Below are 17,550 nucleotides of genomic sequence, written 5' to 3'. Positions count from 1 at the left end.
TTCCGTGACTGGCTCTTCAGCCGGGCGGGACACGGCGGATGTGCATCCTTCTTACTTACGGTTAGTTTGTGAGTTGCAAAGGTAGCCATAGATTTGATAGGGCTCTATAAAAAATGGGAATTATTTGTAGGAAGGCGGGAGGATTTAAAAAATGGGAAGGATTTCTTGCGATTTTGGCAGAATATGTATTCCTTTGACTCGTTTTAGCGGACGGATGATGCCGGCAGGCGTGCGGCCACTGTTCATTCCGGCATTCCGCCCATTCATTAGGACTGAATACATAGTAAATAGATGAAAAAAGTAGCATTAATTTCAGGAATCACCGGTCAGGACGGTTCGTTCTTGGCCGAGTATCTGTTGGAGAAAGGGTATGAGGTGCATGGCATTCTGCGCCGTTCCTCATCGTTTAACACCGGACGCATCGAGCATCTGTACTTGGACGAGTGGGTGCGCGACATGAAGAAAAGCCGACTCGTGAACTTGCATTGGGGCGACATGACGGACTCCAGTTCGCTCATCCGCATCATTGCGCAGGTGAAGCCCGATGAAATCTATAACCTGGCTGCACAGAGCCATGTGAAAGTCAGCTTTGACGTACCTGAATATACGGCAGAGGCGGATGCACTCGGGACGTTGCGTCTGCTGGAGGCGGTGCGCATCTGCGGACTGGAGAAGACCTGCCGCATCTACCAGGCATCCACTTCCGAGCTTTTCGGTAAGGTGCAGGAAATTCCCCAGCGCGAGACGACTCCTTTCTATCCGCGTTCGCCCTATGGAGTGGCCAAGCAGTATGGTTTCTGGATAACGAAGAACTACCGCGAGAGCTATGGCATGTATTGCGTGAACGGCATCCTGTTCAACCACGAGAGTGAACGTCGCGGCGAGAACTTCGTCACACGTAAGATTACCTTGGCGGCAGCCCGCATCGCCCAGGGACATCAGGACAAACTCTATCTGGGCAACCTCGACGCACGCCGCGACTGGGGCTATGCCAAGGACTATGTGGAGTGCATGTGGCTGATTCTCCAGCACGAGACTCCCGAGGACTTTGTCATTGCAACCGGTGAGATGCATACCGTGCGTGAGTTCTGTACCCTGGCATTCCATGAGGCCGGCATCGACTTGCGTTGGGAAGGCGAAGGGGTGGACGAGAAGGGCATCGACACGGCTACCGGACGTGTGCTGGTGGAGGTCGACCCGAAGTATTTCCGTCCCTGCGAAGTCGAGCAGCTGTTGGGTGACCCGACCAAGGCAAAGACACTCCTGGGCTGGAATCCGCAAAAGACGTCCTTTGCCGAACTGGTGCGTATCATGGTTGCCCATGACATGCGTTTCGTGAAGAAGCTGCACCTGAAGGCGAACCTGTGATTTGGATAATTGGAAATCGTAAAAATGGATAAGAACACAAAGATATACGTGGCAGGACATCGCGGGCTGGTGGGTTCTGCCATCTGGAACAACCTGAAGCAAAAAGGATATACCCGGCTGGTGGGGCGCACTCATGCCGAGCTGGATTTGCTCGACGGGGCTGCCGTGCGCCGCTTCTTTGATGAAGAACAGCCGGAAGCTGTCATCCTGGCTGCCGCCCATGTGGGAGGTATCTGGGCAAACCTGCATCAGCGTGCCGACTTTATCTGGCAGAACCTGCAGATTCAGCAGAATGTCATCGGAGAGAGCTATCGTCACGGGGTGAAGAAGCTGGTCTTCCTGGGCAGCACCTGCATCTATCCGCGGGAGGCTCCGCAACCGATCAAGGAAGAAGCCCTGCTCACCTCACCGCTGGAGTACACCAACGAGCCGTATGCCATCGCCAAGATTGCCGGACTGAAGATGTGCGAGAGCTTTAACTTGCAATACGGGACCAACTACATCGCCGTGATGCCTACCAACCTCTACGGTCCGAACGACAACTTCCATCTGGAAAACAGCCATGTGCTGCCTGCCATGGTACGGAAGATTCATCTGGCGCATTGCCTGTCGGAAGGCAACTGGGAGGCTGTACGGCACGACCTGAATCTCCGTCCGGTGGAGGGTGTCGACGGTTCTGCTGCCGACGTAGAGATACTCGAAGTGCTGGCACACTATGGCATAGCTCCCGGCGTGGTGACGCTGTGGGGAACGGGGACGCCGCTGCGTGAGTTCCTGTGGAGCGAAGAGATGGCAGATGCCACGGTCTTCGTGATGGAGCATGTCGATTTTGCAGATACGTATGCACCCGGTTCGCAAGAGGTGCGCAACTGCCACATCAACATTGGTACAGGCAAGGAGATTACCATCCGCCGGTTGGCTGAGTTGATTGCCGGGACGGTGGGCTTCAAGGGTGAAATCCGTTGGGATGCGTCGAAGCCGGACGGTACCCTGCGCAAGCTGACCGACGTGAGCAAGCTGCATGCCCTCGGCTGGCACCACACCATCGAGATTGAGGAGGGTGTCCGCCGTATGTACGACTGGTACCTGGGACGATAAGTACGAGCTGACTAATAAAGAAAGGGGACAAGCTGATGAGGTCTGGAGTGATTCGCCTCGTCCGCTTGTCCCCTTTGTTTATTGCTTCCTATTTCAGGTGCACGGTGGCTTCCCGTTGTTCACGGTCGATGACCACTTTCGCCTTCTTGGCATAGATGATGGAGCGCAACGAATGCTCGTAGGTGAAGTAGTTCCACATCCAGTTGAGCAACACATTCATCTTGTTGCGCACGCCCAGGATGGAGCGCAGATGCACGACCAGCCAGAGCACCCAGGCAAACCATCCCTGGAACTTCACCGCTCCCAGCTCCACCACGGCTTTGTTTCGTCCGACGGTCGCCATGGTGCCCAGATTCCGGTAGGCGAACGGTTGCATCGGTTCACCTTTAGCCAGTCGTTTCAGGTTGCGTGCCAACAGACGTCCTTGTTGGATGGCGACTTGTGCCAGCTGCGGATGTCCGTTGGGATAGCGGGCGTCGGCTGTCATGAGTGCCTGGTCGCCGATGCAGAACACGTCGTCCATGCCTTCCACCCGGTTGAACGCATCAACCTTGATTCGCCTTCCTCTGCCGAGGCAGTCGGCAGGCATGTTCTCCACGATGTTTGCCTGGATTCCGCTGACCCAGATGAACGTACGGCTCGGGATGGACTCTCCGCCTTCGAGGCACACGCGGTAGTCCTTGTAGTCCAGCACGCGGGTGTTCACCCTCACCTCCACACCCATCTGTTCCAGGAACTTCCGGGCTTTCTCCGACGACACCGGCGACATGGCTGCCAGCAGACGGCTGCCTGCTTCAATCAGGATGACACGCACCTCGCTCATGTCCATCTCCGGATAATCCTTCGGGAAGATGTAACGCTTCATTTCCGCTAGTGCACCGGCAATCTCCACACCGGTGGCACCGCCTCCCACAATCACGATGGTGCGCAGTTCCCGGCGTTCTTCAGCCGTTGCGCAGGTGATGCTCCGTTCGAAGTTGCCCAACAAGGCATTGCGCAGGCCCATGGCCTCGGAGAGTGTCTTCATCGGGATGGCTTCCCGTTCCACGGCCTGGTTGCCGAAGAAGTTGGATGTAGCGCCGGCTGCCAGCACTAAGTAGTCATATTCCACCTTGCCGATGGAAGTCTGCAACAGCTTCTTCTCGGGCCAGATGACCCTTGCTTCCGCCAGGCGGAAATAGATATCCTTGTTCCGTTTGAAGAGTTTCCGGAAGGGGAACGCGATGGAGCTGGGTTCCAGTCCCGATGCCGCCACCTGGTAAATCAGGGGAGGGAACTGGTGGTAATTGTTGCGGTCGATCAGGATTACCTGGAACCCGGAGTTATGCAACTCATTGGCAAGCTTCAGACCACCGAAGCCGCCACCTACAATGACCACACGTTTGCGGTCGGTTCGTTCAATGTTTAAACTCATAGTCGGTTGGTTATGATTGCGCGGCGAAGTTACGGCAAAAACAACGGATTATCTGCTGAATTTCGACAGATTTAACAGTCTCTTCAGACAGACTGGTGTATCCCTTGTTGCGCTCTGGTCCGTCCATGGAATAGTATACCGTCGGTAAGGGAGTTCAAGGGGCAAATGGAAGAAAATGAAGAGACGGATTGTTTTTCAAGGCATCGGATGCAGGTCGGTTTCAGGAAATACGTATATTTGTTGCTCCCATAACTTATAACCTCCTTTAATCTTGACCGATGCGGGACAAATCAAACGATAGACATACTTTCGAACAAGAGTTTGAGACTTTGTTCAGGAAGAATTACGACAGACTCTACTACACGGCGTGCGATTGGGTCGAAGATGCCGAGGTGGCGCGTGATGTAGTGAGTGATGTATTTGGCGAATTGTGGGTGCACTATGAACGGTTGCGTAATGAGAACTTGGACGCTTACCTGTTTCGGAGTGTACGGAATCGTTGTATGAACCACTTGCGCCATAAGGTTATAGAAGGTAAGTATCAGGATTATTTCCTGGCTATGAAAGTGGAAGCCATGGACGAGGATGAGGCTGAGAGGGAAGCACGGCTGCGGGAGATTGACCGGGTTATGGACAGCTTTACCAGTCAGACCCGTTTCATCTTTGAACAGTGTTACTTTGAAGGTCGGAAATACAAGGAGGTGGGCGATGAACTGAACATCAGTGTCAGCGCGGTCCACAAGCACATGAACAAAGCTTTTGCAATGTTAAGAGCTGTTTTTAATAAGAAAAAGACAGACTGACCGGGTGTCTCTTCCGGTGAATGGGGTGTTTTATAGATAAATCTGATTAGTATGGATACAGACGATAAAAAGGAACAGGCAGGCAGACTGACAACACAGCCTGTTGGAAACGATCCAGACGAGGCGGAGCGTCAGCTGACAGAGGAGGAAGCCCGTTGCGTGGTGTGGGCTCGCATGGCTCACGACAGGCATACGCGTCCCCGTCCGGATGCTGAGGCTGCCTGGAAACAGTTCCGGAGCGAGAGAAAGCCTGTACGTTTGGAAACCAGAAGACGCACGTGGCAGATATGGGTGGCTGCGCTGGCTGGAGCGGCGGCAATGTGGATTGGCATTATGGGCTATGATGCCTGGGTAGAACCTCGCTTGCAGGCTGTACATGACGTGGTTGCCATGCAGTATGAGCGGATGCCCCAACAGGTGGTCCTGCACGATGCTGACGGAGTGGTGGACTTGACGGGACACGATTCGTTGTCTTACCGACTGGCGGCATCAGCCGATGAGCTGTCGAAGGAAGAAGCTGGAACGGCAGGAAGGCTTCGGGTGCAACCTGTGACCTTGCAGAAGCTGTCCACTCCCCGGGGAATGGACTTTAAGGTGATTCTCCCCGATGGTTCGGAGGTATGGCTGAATGCCGAGAGCACCATCGAATTCCCGTCAGCATTCACGGAGAAGGAGCGTCGGGTAGTCTTGCACGGAGAGGCCTTCTTCAAGGTGGCACACGATGAACGTGCACCGTTCTATGTGGAGACGGACCGACTGAAGGTGCGTGTGCTGGGTACGGAATTCAACTTCCGGAATTACCGGGACGAGGAGGCACATGTGTCGCTGGTCAAAGGTAGTGTGGAAGTGATGCAGCCCGGAACGGATGAGGCAGCGGCGCGTCTGCAACCCGGACAGGATGCTTGCTGGAACGAAGCCGGTCAGGTGGTTGATGTGCATGCGGTTGACACGTTTGCAGTGACTCAGTGGGTGCAGGGTTTCTTCTATTTTGATGATGCGCCTCTCAAGACCATCTTGCGTGAGGTCGGACGCTGGTACAACCTGGGTGTCGTGTTCCGCAATGCGGCATACCTGGATTACCGGGTACACTTCAGCGCCTCGCGCAACGAGGAGGTGGAGCAGCTGGTCGACTATCTGAACCGCTTGCGCAAATTCAAGGTCCGGAAGGAGGGGGTGAACCTGGTGGTCGAGTAACGGCTCTCTTATCAGTCAGATACAACAAGACACCCACACAGAAGGTCTGCCGGAAGGCTTGCCCGATGTGTGGGTGTCTTGTTTTTATAGAGCTTCGGAACCGTTGCTTATTTCAGAAGTGTGGGGAGGAGGGTCATCAGACTGTCGCCCCGCAGGTCACGGGCTACAATCTTGCCGTCTTTGATAAGTACGGTGGCAGGGATGGCGCTGACCCCATAGAGTCGGGCGCCTTCACAGTTCCAACCTTTCAGGTCGGACATTTGCGGCCAGGACAGTTTGAGCTGGTCAATGGCTTTCTTCCAGGCTTCGGCATTGTTGTCCAATGAGACTCCTATAATTTCAAAGCCTTGGTTGTGGAACTTCTCATAGGCTGTTTTTACGTGAGGCATCTCTGCCCGGCACGGTCCGCACCAGCTTGCCCAGAAGTCAATCATGGTTACTTTGTGTGCCTTTGCAATGTCGGTTATGGAGAGCTTCTCTCCATTGGGTGTCTGCATGGTGAAGTCCGTGAAGGGTTGCCCGATAGCGGTGCGTTGCATCTGTTCATATTGTTCCTTGATGCCTTGTAGTTCTGCCGTCATGTACATGGGAGGGACTTGACCGATGAGGTTCACGACGGTGGTATCCGGGAAGCGGTCGCCGAACATTTGCAGCGTATAGGCACCGGCTGCTGTCTGAATCTCCTTCCGTGCGAAGTCGATGCGGAGCTGTTCTATCTTGGCGGACAGGTCCCGGTCCTGCTGTTCCAGTTCGGCACGTTTGTCAGGTGTCAGTGTCGAGTCTTGCAAGGCATGGTAGATGTCCATGGATTGTCCGCAGAGCTGCTCGTCTTCGTTGTGGAAGGCTGCCCACCGTTCATTGGCAGGAGACCCCTTGATGTCATATTGATAGGTGCCCGGAGTGAGATGGACGCTGAGTCGGGCATTTTCCAACACGAGTTCCACGGACGTGCCTTCTCCCTTTATCGGACGATAGGACAGGTAGCGCATGGCAGCCGTATCCTGTTTTCCTTCCAGTACGAACTTCCCTTCCTTGACGAATGTGGTTTGCAGAACTTGTGGTTGCATGCCATCAAAGTAAATCAGTTCTACGGTGTCGCCGTCGGCGGCATTGTCTACGGTGCCTTCAAGGATGTATCCTTTGGACGATTGGCACCCTGTCCAGGTCAGCAGTCCGATGCAGGCTGCTGCGCCTAATAACTTTTTATTTCTCATAAGTTTATGTGATAAGATTCTGTTCTGAGTTTAGTGGATGTGCTCGCTGAGCAGGCGTTCGATGTCCTGCGGGTTGGAGGCTGCCTGTACCACCTTTCCGTCGGGGGCGATGAAGAGCAGGTAGGGCACGCCGTTCCCGACCTGATACTTGTGGAAGAAGTCATCGAATCCCTGTTTGGTGAGGCGGTACTGTTGCCAGGGCATGTGCTTTTTGGCAACTGCATTGCGCCATGCTGCCTCTTTTTCATCACAGGAGACGGCGAGGACTGTCAATCCCCGGTCGGCATACTGTCGCTCCACTTCCCGCAGCTCGGGCATGGCAGCCAGACACATGCCGCACCATGATGCCCAGAAATCCACGATGACCCATTTCCCCTTGGGGAGAATGTCTTTCAGAGTCGTCGTCTTGCCTTGCAGGTCGGTCAGGTCCAGATTGACTAATGCTGCACCCCGGGTGGTATGCCGGGCATATTGCAGCTTTTCGTTGAACTCTCTCATCCGTTCCGGTGCTTCCGGAACACGGATGTGTGCAGCCAGGTAATCCACCTGTTCCGTAGTGAGCTTATATCCCCGTTCCAGCAGTTGGTTGGCCAGGTAGACGGCGATTAGCGAGGTCGGGTTCGTACGGATGAACTCCCATTGTGCCTGTTCTTCTTCCTCCGGACGGTAGTTGGCCAGCAAGCGCTGGTAGGCTGTGAAGTCGGCTTGTGGCTTTCCACCCACGATGTCAAACGTGAAGTTGTAGTTTTTCTCGCTGGCATACGGATAGCGTTCCGCCCGGACCTGCTGTTCCGGGGCAGTCAGGAAGAAGGAGGTGTAGCTCCACTGGATGGAGTCGTTGCTCCATCCTCGTTGCTCTGTCTGTTTCAGGTTGTTGGTGATGAGCGTGCATAGCTGAGGACGGTCGATGGCACCCGTCAGACGGAAATGTCCGTCCTTTGCCGTGGTTGTGGCAAGAGTCTTGCTGGGCATTGTCTCTCCAGTAAGAATGGATACCTCCACCCCGTCGGGCAGATTCGCGATATTGCCCTCTACCACGAATGTCGTTTCTTGGGCATGGAGGGCGGAGAGACTCAGCAGTCCGCCCAGCAGGCCTGCATGGATTTTTTTGTTCATGATGGTTTTTATTGCGCGTCGCGTACGAAACGGACGCTCAGGTAGTAATTCTGGATATTGATACTTTCTCGGTAAACTTGCGGACGGTCGTACATTACCTTGCGGTAGAAGTAGTATTCGCCCTCCTTACTGGTATCCTTCGTCTGACTCCAGAAATAGCCGAAGCTGCCTATATGGCGGTAGTTCGCGCCATCTCCGTTGGCATCGAAATAGGTGTTGTAATAGCCGCCCATGAGGAGGTTGAGTCCACTGTCGGCCTCATCCTGTTGCATGGCGAGTCCGGCTGCGCCTCTCCAACCGTATTGCTGGAGTTTATCGGAGGAGGAGCCCAGGGCTGCCTCCAAGCGGTTCCAGTCTTCATCCGTCGGGAGACGCCATCCTTCCGGAACAGCTTTTTGAGCTCCTTCAAAGGTGTACAGGTAACCGTACTTGGGGAGGTTGGCTTCCGAATAGGTCACCGAACTTCCGTGAATCTCCGGATAGATGAAGCAGGAGCCTTCCCCGGTATCATAGTGTGCATTCTCTACGGTCCAATCGAGTCCGTCGAAGCGTACCCAGTGGTATTCATATTGGTCCCGAGAGTCCACGAAAGTGCCGGAAGTCTCAGGCTTTACATTCGGCAGGTATTCTTCCTTGTCGTCCTGACAGGCTGCAAGCAGAGCAGCCAGGCAGAGACAACTGATTTGTAGTAGTTTCATAATCGGGTGATAAATTATTCAGGGATGTATCCCAATTGATAAATGAGTGTGTTGATAATCTCAAACTTTTTCAGAACCAAAGGATAGTCGGCATACTGTCGGTGCACTTCTTCGGGGGTGGAACTCAGGCAGAGCTTGACGTAGGAGGTCACATCCTGTACCTGCTTGGGATAAATCCCGTTGGCTTCAGCATTGCTCCAGATGCTGAGTCCACGTACGAGGAAACCGTGTTGCAACAGGGTCTCCATATTGTCCTCGTCGGTCTCATAGTCGAAGTAATTTCCGTAGAGCCCGTTGCCCGGTTCATAGAACGGAGTCATGGGCTTGTCGACGCCCGAGAGGATGTTGCCCATGACGGTTGTCATGATTTCCCTGGACAGAGACAGCTTGTCTTCGTCCGTGGCGATTGAGATGTCTCCCACGGCAATGGCGGTCGCTCTTTCTCCGGCAAAAGTCTTCAGCTCGGTCAAGTCATTCAAAAACTCTTCCGTCAGTGTCTTCAGGACAAACCAGGAGTAGGGGCGTAGCCGGGTGCTGAGGTGGGGGAGCACATAGGTTTGCAGGAACTTGACTGCATCCTGCTTTTCACGGTCGGTGTTCAGGAACACGAAGTGATACTTCTTGGAGGAACGCACACCGCCAATGACATAGTCCAGGTCAAGCTTTTCGAGGAGGTATTGTGTCTCTCCGTAGCGGTCGACGCCCAGCGGTTCGTAGCGCAGGGTGTCGTTGAAGAGCAGGTAGCTCCCCTCCTTGGCAAAGAACTGCCTGCGGAGTTCAGCTTCGGCGCTGGTATCTTGCTCGTCGGGCATAAAATAGGAGCTGCGGGGGTCGGTCTCTCCGGAGAGGACGTCGTCGTCGCTGCAGGAGCCCAATGCTCCCAGGGTCAGCAGACCGGCCAAGTAGAAGGTATATGGTTTCATACGGATTGTCTTCTAGGGTTAATGGATAGGGATGAGTGTGTAGTCACGACGGGGATGTTCGTTGTTCTGCATGCCGGTGTTGAACTCCAGCACCTCGTTGGGGATAGGCAGGGTGTAGGCGGGGTCATTCGCCTTCAGCACATAGCGTCGCCGTTCTGTCATGGTGGTGGAGTTGCGGCTCTCGAACAGTGTGTATTCATGCACGATTTCTTTCGATTGGGGATGCACGGCGCACACGGCATAGCGGCGCAGGTCGAACCAGCGATGCCCCTCCAGTGCCAGTTCCCGGCGGCGTTCGTCGCGGATGGCTTCAATCAGCTTGTCGCCACTCTCTGTCAGCTGGTAGTCGCTGCCTGTCTGGTAACGGTTCATGCGCAACCGGTTGATGATGTCTCGGGCGATGCCGTCGTGTCCCAGGTAGGCTTCTGCTTCCGCCTTGTTCAGATAAGCTTCGGCGGTGCGGAACAGGAAGCGGTCGGACACTTCTGCCAAGGCTCCATTTGAAGCCCAGTTGTAGCCGTAATAGTAGTATTCCTGACTTGTCGTTTCAACGGTTGCCTTGTAGGGCATTTTCGGTTTGATGTCACCCACGAAGTCTTCATACGTCCACCACCACTGCGTCTTGCGCAGGTCTTCGTCGGCATACGTTTGGTAGAGGTCATGCGACACGCGGAAGCTCTTCCAGCTGTTGCACATGGTGCAGGTCACGTCCGAGCCGCCCATGGAGAAGAGGACTTCCGGATTGTCTTTGCGCAGGAAGGCTTCTTCGGCTGTATTCAGGTTCTCCAGCTGGGTGTGGGGCGCCCGGAGGACTTTGTCGGCGTAGCGGCTGGCATCTTCCCACCGTTGCATGTAGAGGTAGACACGGCTCAGCAACAGGTTGACCGCCGTGCTGTCTGCCCGGTAGATGGTCTTGCGGGGTTCTGACTGGTTCAGGCTGCTTTCAGCCACCTGCAGGTCGGCAAGTATCTGGTCGTAGACTTCCTGCACGGTGTTGCGGCGGAAGCGTTGGTCCTTCACTTCCGGGAATACTTTGATGGGGACTCCCAGGTCCGTTCGGGCGGAAGAGGGTTGATAAGGCTTGGCGTAGAGGTTGACTAGCCAGAAGTAGTACAAGGCACGCAGGAAGTGTGCTTCACCGTTGACGCGGAGGGCGCCGGCTTTCTCCTGTGCGGTTGCCTGGGGAATCTTGGGTACTTCGTTGATGATGTTGTTGGCTACGTTGATAAGGCGGTAGGTCTCTTTCCACGTACCATTTTCCGATTTGAAGCCGGAATCATCTTCCGTCGCACCCACACGGTCCTGCCAGGTGAAGTAGCCGAAGATGGATTCATGGTCGTCGAACGTCTGTGAGAAGGTACCGTTCTGCTCTTCGATTTCGTCACAGATATACGGCAGGAAGTAGCCGATGTCGGGCGACGAGGCGAGGGGTTGGGACGCTTTGGTCCGGAGGTAGCAGTCGCCGATGAGCAGCTCGTCCAGGTCTGCATAGGAAGAGATGTAATATTTGTCTTGCGACTGTTCCTCCAGGAAGTCGGAGCAGCCGGAGAACGCGCCACAGCTCAGGAGAGCCAGGAGGCAGCAGATATAGTGTTTCATAAGGTCAGTCATTAGAAGTTAGAAGTTGATGTTGAGTCCCAGCGTGTAGGTCGGGGTGTCGGTGAGCTGCACTTCGCTGAAACCGCCCTGGGTCGGTGTCTGTCCTTTCAGTCGGCTGTCGCAGAAGGTGTAGAGGTTGGTGGCCTCCAGTGTCAGGGCGACGCGCTGCATCTTCCAGGCATCAAGGACACGTTTGGGCAGTTCGTAGGTCAGCGAGAGACTTTGTACTTTCAGGTAGTTGCCGCTTGCCACACGGGCATTGGAGTAGTCATACATGTCCCAGGGCACTTCATGGAACCGGGCGCCGGAATACAGCGAGCTCCAGTGACGCCAGTAGTCGTAGTAGCCGTTGGATGCCTTGCCCATGACGGCGGGAATCTGTGTGTACGCTTCATCGCCGGGTTTCTGCCAGGCGGACAGCAAGACGCGGTTCATGTTCTTCTCCGATGAGTAGCCGTTGACATAGTTGTCAAACACACGGAACAGGCGGGTCTTGGCGCCCATGCTGTAATACAGCCCGACATTCAGACGCCAGGCTTTGTAGGTGAAGGTGTTGTTGATGCTGCCGGTGACTGTCGGCTCGCGTGGACCGGAGGGTTCCAGGATGGTCGTATAGGTCTCATAGGGCGACATGGTTTCCAGCTCGCTGATGCGCTCTTCTCCGTCATCGAACAACGGACCTCCGTTCAGAGGATTCAGTCCCAGGAAGCGGTAAGACCAGAAGGTGCCGATGGCATATCCCTTGACGACAGCTTCGCCGGAGAGGAACGAATCCAGCGTATAGGCTTGGGAGCCCGGAGCCGTCAGCATCTCATTGGTCACGTGGGAGAGGGAGCCTGACAGAATCCAGTTGAACGACGGGGTGCGGACAGGAACAAAGGTTGCATTGAAGTTGTAGCCGCGGTTCACCATCGTGCCGGAGTTGATGACGTAGGAGTCAAAGCCGTTGACATCGGAAATCACCTTGTTCATGAAGGCATCGCCCGTACGCTTGTGGTAATACTCGAATTGCAGCTGTACGCGGTTCCGGAAGAAGGAGCCTTCAAGCGAAAGGTTGACCGTACGCGTCTTTTCCCACCGCAGGTCCGGGTTGGCGAAAGTCGAGATGGTCGAGGTCAGTTCGTTGTAATAGGAGTTCATGGAACCTTTCTTCAGGATGGGTTCGGGGCTTTGTCCGTTGAGCATGTTTCCCTGTTCGCCGTAGGAGGCTTTGAAGGTGAGGCCGTCTATCTGGTCCCACGCTTTCTTCAGGGGAAAGACTTCGCTCAGGTCGACCATGCCGGACACGGACCACACCGGGAGCAGCTTCTCGTTGCTCCGGCTGCCGAACTGGTTGGAGCCGTCGTACCGTGCATTGGCATTCACGGTGAAAAAGTTGCGAAAACTGTAGGATGCTGTCGCATAGGCTGCCAGCAAGTTCGTGCGGTTGTCTGTGATGGTGGGATGGTTTCCCAGCAGCCAGGCATTGTATTGCTGGTAGTCATTGGTGAGATTTTCCACGAAGCTGCGTCCACGGTCGGGATAGTAACCCCGTTCCGTGTTGGCGTAGGAGTTGTAGTGGGAGGACTGTGCCTCAGCACCCAGGGCGATGTTCAGGTAGTGCTGTCCGTCACTGCCGAGTGTCTTGCTGATGTTGCCTTGCAGACGGGCGGTGTAACTCTTGTTGGAGGTGGATTGTGTGTTCAGCTCTCCGCCGTAGGGCAGTTCGCTCCGGTCTTTGGGCGGCACTTCTCCATACTCACACTTGCGCAAGGCTGCCACGTGGAACGAGCGTTCACCCCAATAGCCTTCCAGACCGGAGCGTGTGGTCGTCCCGGACAGGATGGCGTTGATGAATGCCCAGTCGGTCACGTCGTAGCGCAGGTTCAGGGTGGCGGTCAGTCCGTTGGTGCTCTGGCTCTGTCCGCTGTTGGCCAGCTCGTTCAGGATGTTGAAGTCCATGTAGCTGGTGTCACTGGCAGGCTTCTTGTAGAAGGCGTACGAGCCATCCTCGTTGTATGCCGGGATGGCGCGGCTGGTGTTGTAGGCATAATCGATGGGGTTGAGGCTCGTCTGGGGATACTTCTTGTCGTTCTGGTATCCGCTCAGGCTGAACTCTGCCTGAAACTTGGGGCTGAGCACCATGTTCAGCTTGATGTTCCCCGTATAGCGTCGGTTGGTCGTTCCCTTCACGACATCGTTTTCGTCGGTATATCCCGCCGAGCTATAGTAGCGGATGTTGTTGGAACCGCCGGAGATGCTCACGTTGTGGTTCTGGGAGAAGGAGTTGTGCGTCAGGATGTCAAACCAGTCGGTGTTCATCGTCTGCAGGCGTGCCACCTCAGCCTGGAACTCCTCTTCCGTGTAGTTCCTGTTGTAGAGTTTCTTCAGGGCTGCCTCATAGCCGACGAGAGGTATGTCCGACGGATAGTCGTAGTGGATGTCGACGAGGTGTTGCGAGAACCCGATGCGTTCCCTGGAGTCCATCAGGTCGATGCGCGGGTCGCTGTAGTAGGGCCGACGGCGGAAGGTCGCCTGTCCGCTGTAAGATACTGTCGGCTTTCCGACCCGTCCTTTCTTGGTTGTGATGACGATGACGCCGTTGGCGGCTTTCGTTCCATAGAGTGCCGTGGCAGCGGCATCCTTGAGGACGTCGAGGCGTTCGATGTCCTGCGGGTTGATGCCCGAGATGGCATTACCGATACGGTTTACATAGTCCGGGTCGTTGAGTACGTCGGGCGAGAGTTCCACCGGGTCTGTCACGATGATGCCGTCGACCACCCACAGCGGTTCCCGGTTTCCGATGATGGTCGATGTACCCCGGATGCGCAGCCGGGGAGTGGCATTGATGTCGCTGCTGTTGGTGCTGACAATCATGTCCGGAATCTTCCCTTCCAGCATTTGCGACAGGTTGCTGGTCCCGAGCACCCGTATGTCGTCCATCTTGACGGAAGTCACCGCGCTGGTCAGGTGGCGGCGGTCCAGCTGTTGGTAGCCGGTGACGACCACTTCGTCCATCAGTTGGGAGTCATCCTCCAGGACCAGTTTCACCTCTTCGCCCCGGCGCACCTTGCGCGTCACGGTCTTTTTGCCGATGAACGTCGCTTCCAGGATGGCTTGTCCTGTGGGGAGCGGCAGGGTGAAGTGTCCGTCGAGGTCGGTGACAACCCCGTCCTTGCTGCCCTGTCTGCGGATGGCAACTCCCACCATGGGCGCACCCGTCTCATCAACGACCGTGCCGTTCACGGCATTTCCCTGTCCTACCTTGGACAGTTGCTTCCGGAATACCTGGATAAACCGTCCATCCACGTCGAATTTCAGCTCCGTCCCTTGCAGGGCTGCCTGCAGCGCTTCGCTCATGGTGGCTTTGTTCAGCGCAAGGCTGGTCCGGTAGTCTGCCACATCCTCATACGTGAATTGCAGACGGTAGAAGTTCGACAGGCGTTCCAACTGACGGAGGGCATCAGCCAGGTTTTCGTCTTTACAAGAATAGGTGATGGGATTCCCTTGGTCGAGAGACTGTCCGTAGGCTGCTGCCTGGAACAGGATGAGGCAGACCCACGTCAGCAGACGGACATGTAGCCGTTTCCTCCTCTTTCTAAAAATTAATTGCATATCGGTAGCGTTTAAAGATTAAAAATTTTCGGATGTTTACTCATAAAACACTCCGTACGGACAAATGGATACCCTCTCCCCGAATCTTTTTTGCGGAAGGGTAGCCTGTGTTTACCCTTTTACCAAAAAGTAATCATTTCCCTTCTTCTGCTTGACAGATTTCGTTCAATCGTCCTTTTCAGCTAACGCGTACTTTTCAAAAATCCGATAATCTGGAGACGAAACGTGAATGATTGCAAACGAAACGCACGGAAAAAGCCTTTGATTTTAGAAAACTATACATTTCATTTTCGAAAAACAGACAAAACGTGCCCGGAACAATATTGTTTCGCGCGCCAAACAATATAGTTTGAGGCGTCAAACAATATAGTTTCACCTGCCAAACACGATTGTTTCGTCCGCGGAAGTCAAATCTTTGGAAAATGAAACGCAAAAACACCGGGTTTCGTTCGCTGGAAGGAGTGCCGTGTCAACAAATTGGAAGGTAATAAAATGCGTTGGATTGGGAGCGGGGGCTGTTCGCGTGAAAGCCGGATGCCTTCCGGATGTTCCATCAGGATACCTTTTCCGGCGAATCGATAGCAAGGTGTATTTTGCGAATAGCCTGAGAAGGGCCTCGGAATCCACCCAATCGTATTTTGGTGCGAGCATGCTCTCTGTGGAGCGATTCGTTTGACATTTTGTCAGAAGGGAAGGGAATGCTGGTGAAAAAACAATACGTTCTGACAGAATTAAAGAAAACGCGATAAAAAAGTAACATATTATTTTTGATATATCAAATAAACCGTTACTTTTGCATCCGTAAAACGAAAAAAGTATGATACAGAACAGTCTGCATATTCTAGGTCTGAACATTTCCATTATTCTACTGGCGAAGGTCGGCGGAAGTGGGTGTTGCGCTTAGAATCGTGTATGACGATGAAGATACATGAAAGCCTTTCTCACTTCCGGGTGCGAAAGGCTTTTTGATTTTGTGAGCTGTGCGAAACTTAAAAAACAAATATACTATGAGTGACAGACTTTTTATTTTCGATACCACCCTTCGCGATGGTGAACAGGTGCCCGGCTGTCAGTTGAACACCGTGGAAAAGATTCAGGTGGCACGCCAGTTGGAAGCACTGGGAGTGGATATCATCGAGGCAGGATTCCCCATCTCCAGTCCCGGAGACTTCAATTCAGTGGTGGAAATCTCCAAGGCAGTGACCTGGCCCACCATCTGTGCGCTGACCCGTGCGGTGGAGAAGGACATCGACGTGGCTGCCGAGGCGCTGAAGTACGCCAAGCGCAAGCGTATCCACACCGGCATCGGCACGTCCGACTCACACATCCGTTACAAGTTCAACTCCAACCGGGAAGAAATCATCGAGCGTGCGGTGGCTGCCGTGAAGTATGCACGTCGTTTTGTCGACGATGTGGAGTTCTATGCCGAGGATGCCGGACGGACGGAGAACGAATACCTCGCCCGGGTGGTGGAGGCGGTCATCAAGGCAGGTGCTACGGTGGTCAACATCCCCGACACGACGGGCTACTGTCTGCCGGGCGAGTATGGTGAAAAGATCAAGTACCTCATGGAGCATGTCGACGGCATCGACCGCGCCATCCTCTCCACACACTGTCACAACGACCTCGGCATGGCGACTGCCAACACCATCAGCGGTGTGCTCAACGGGGCTCGTCAGGTGGAGGTGACCATCAACGGTATCGGCGAGCGTGCCGGAAACACTTCGCTCGAGGAGATTGCCATGATTGTGAAGTGCCACAAGGACATCGACATCGAGACCAACATCAACACCCAGAAGATATACCCTACGAGCCGCATGGTCTCCAGCCTGATGAACATGCCCGTGCAGCCCAACAAGGCGATTGTCGGACGCAACGCCTTCGCACACTCGTCGGGCATCCACCAGGACGGTGTGCTGAAGAACGTGCAGACCTATGAGATTATCGACCCCAAGGATGTGGGCATCGACGACAACGCCATCGTGCTCACCGCCCGCAGCGGACGTGCTGCCTTGAAACACCGTCTGCAGGTGATGGGCGTGGAGCTGGCGCCGGATAAGCTCGACAAGGTGTATGATGCCTTCCTGAAGCTGGCGGACAAGAAGAAGGAAATCAACGACGACGATGTGCTCATGCTGGCAGGGGCTGACCGTTCGGAGAACCACCGCATCAAGTTGGAATACCTCCAGGTGACCAGTGGCGTGGGAGTACGCTCCGTGGCAAGCCTCGGGGTGAACATCTCGGGAGAGAAGTTTGAAGCTGCCGCTACGGGCAACGGTCCGGTGGACGCTGCCATCCGTGCGTTGAAGAAAATCATCGACCGCCAGATGGTGCTGAAGGAGTTCACCATCCAAGCTATCAGCAAGGGCAGCGACGATGTGGGCAAGGTGCACATGCAGGTGGAGTATGATGGACACGTCTACTACGGCTTCGGTGCGAACACCGACATCGTGGCGGCTTCGGTAGAGGCTTACATCGACTGTATCAACAAGTTCAAACACTAGGATTTTCAAGAATCGGACGCACCGC

The 17,550-nt window shown here is 54.6% G+C and carries 12 protein-coding genes; 5 read left to right on the top strand and 7 right to left on the bottom strand.

Annotation, left to right across the window (positions count from 1 at the left end; translation table 11 throughout):
* The first annotated feature begins 291 nt into the window (after positions 1–291).
* Both gmd and M3087_RS06005 read left to right on the top strand, forming a co-directional pair.
* Positions 292–1,368, top strand: a complete 1,077-nt coding sequence (gene gmd, locus M3087_RS06010; RefSeq protein WP_249094394.1) for a GDP-mannose 4,6-dehydratase — start codon at positions 292–294, stop codon at positions 1,366–1,368.
* Positions 1,369–1,392: 24 nt separating this feature from the next.
* Positions 1,393–2,466 (top strand): GDP-L-fucose synthase family protein, encoded by a 1,074-nt coding sequence (locus M3087_RS06005; RefSeq protein ID WP_249094391.1) that lies wholly within the window; start codon positions 1,393–1,395, stop codon positions 2,464–2,466.
* A gap of 88 nt (positions 2,467–2,554) precedes the next feature.
* On the opposite strand, the gene M3087_RS06000 is transcribed toward M3087_RS06005, so the two are convergent.
* Positions 2,555–3,880: an NAD(P)/FAD-dependent oxidoreductase gene (locus M3087_RS06000; RefSeq protein WP_249094388.1), complete on the bottom strand. Its 1,326-nt coding sequence runs from the start codon at positions 3,878–3,880 to the stop codon at positions 2,555–2,557.
* Positions 3,881–4,209: 329 nt separating this feature from the next.
* On the opposite strand from M3087_RS06000, the gene M3087_RS05995 reads away from it, so the two are divergent.
* Both M3087_RS05995 and M3087_RS05990 read left to right on the top strand, forming a co-directional pair.
* A complete protein-coding gene (locus tag M3087_RS05995; RefSeq protein WP_157948193.1) occupies positions 4,210–4,683 on the top strand; it encodes an RNA polymerase sigma-70 factor in 474 nt (157 codons plus the stop codon).
* A gap of 51 nt (positions 4,684–4,734) precedes the next feature.
* The gene (locus M3087_RS05990; protein ID WP_249094386.1) at positions 4,735–5,877 is read left to right on the top strand and encodes a FecR family protein; all 1,143 of its coding nucleotides are present in this window, start codon (positions 4,735–4,737) and stop codon (positions 5,875–5,877) included.
* 107 nt (positions 5,878–5,984) lie between these two features.
* On the opposite strand, the gene M3087_RS05985 is transcribed toward M3087_RS05990, so the two are convergent.
* Genes M3087_RS05985 through M3087_RS05960 form a run of 6 tightly spaced genes read right to left on the bottom strand, consistent with a single transcriptional unit; the run spans position 5,985 to position 15,021 of the window.
* Complete coding sequence (locus M3087_RS05985) at positions 5,985–7,091, bottom strand: TlpA disulfide reductase family protein (protein ID WP_249094384.1); 1,107 nt, start codon at positions 7,089–7,091, stop codon at positions 5,985–5,987.
* A 30-nt stretch (positions 7,092–7,121) separates the two neighbouring features.
* On the bottom strand, positions 7,122–8,207 hold the full coding sequence (locus M3087_RS05980) for a TlpA disulfide reductase family protein (RefSeq protein ID WP_249094382.1): 1,086 nt from the start codon (positions 8,205–8,207) through the stop codon (positions 7,122–7,124).
* A gap of 8 nt (positions 8,208–8,215) precedes the next feature.
* Complete coding sequence (locus M3087_RS05975) at positions 8,216–8,905, bottom strand: fibrobacter succinogenes major paralogous domain-containing protein (RefSeq protein WP_249094380.1); 690 nt, start codon at positions 8,903–8,905, stop codon at positions 8,216–8,218.
* 14 nt (positions 8,906–8,919) lie between these two features.
* The gene (locus tag M3087_RS05970; RefSeq protein WP_249094378.1) at positions 8,920–9,828 is read right to left on the bottom strand and encodes a hypothetical protein; all 909 of its coding nucleotides are present in this window, start codon (positions 9,826–9,828) and stop codon (positions 8,920–8,922) included.
* A gap of 18 nt (positions 9,829–9,846) precedes the next feature.
* Positions 9,847–11,427 (bottom strand): RagB/SusD family nutrient uptake outer membrane protein, encoded by a 1,581-nt coding sequence (locus M3087_RS05965; protein WP_249094376.1) that lies wholly within the window; start codon positions 11,425–11,427, stop codon positions 9,847–9,849.
* Between the two features lie 18 nt (positions 11,428–11,445).
* Positions 11,446–15,021 carry a SusC/RagA family TonB-linked outer membrane protein gene (locus M3087_RS05960; RefSeq protein WP_249094374.1) on the bottom strand — a complete coding sequence of 1,192 codons (3,576 nt, stop codon included), beginning with the start codon at positions 15,019–15,021 and terminating at the stop codon, positions 11,446–11,448.
* A gap of 1,007 nt (positions 15,022–16,028) precedes the next feature.
* Here M3087_RS05960 and M3087_RS05955 point away from each other — a divergent pair.
* On the top strand, positions 16,029–17,525 hold the full coding sequence (locus M3087_RS05955; protein ID WP_249094371.1) for a 2-isopropylmalate synthase: 1,497 nt from the start codon (positions 16,029–16,031) through the stop codon (positions 17,523–17,525).
* Positions 17,526–17,550 lie beyond the last annotated feature (25 nt).

The sequence above is a fragment of the Mediterranea sp. ET5 genome (assembly GCF_023337025.1).
Classification (GTDB): domain Bacteria; phylum Bacteroidota; class Bacteroidia; order Bacteroidales; family Bacteroidaceae; genus Phocaeicola_A.
This window is presented reverse-complemented; position numbering and strand designations above follow the sequence as displayed.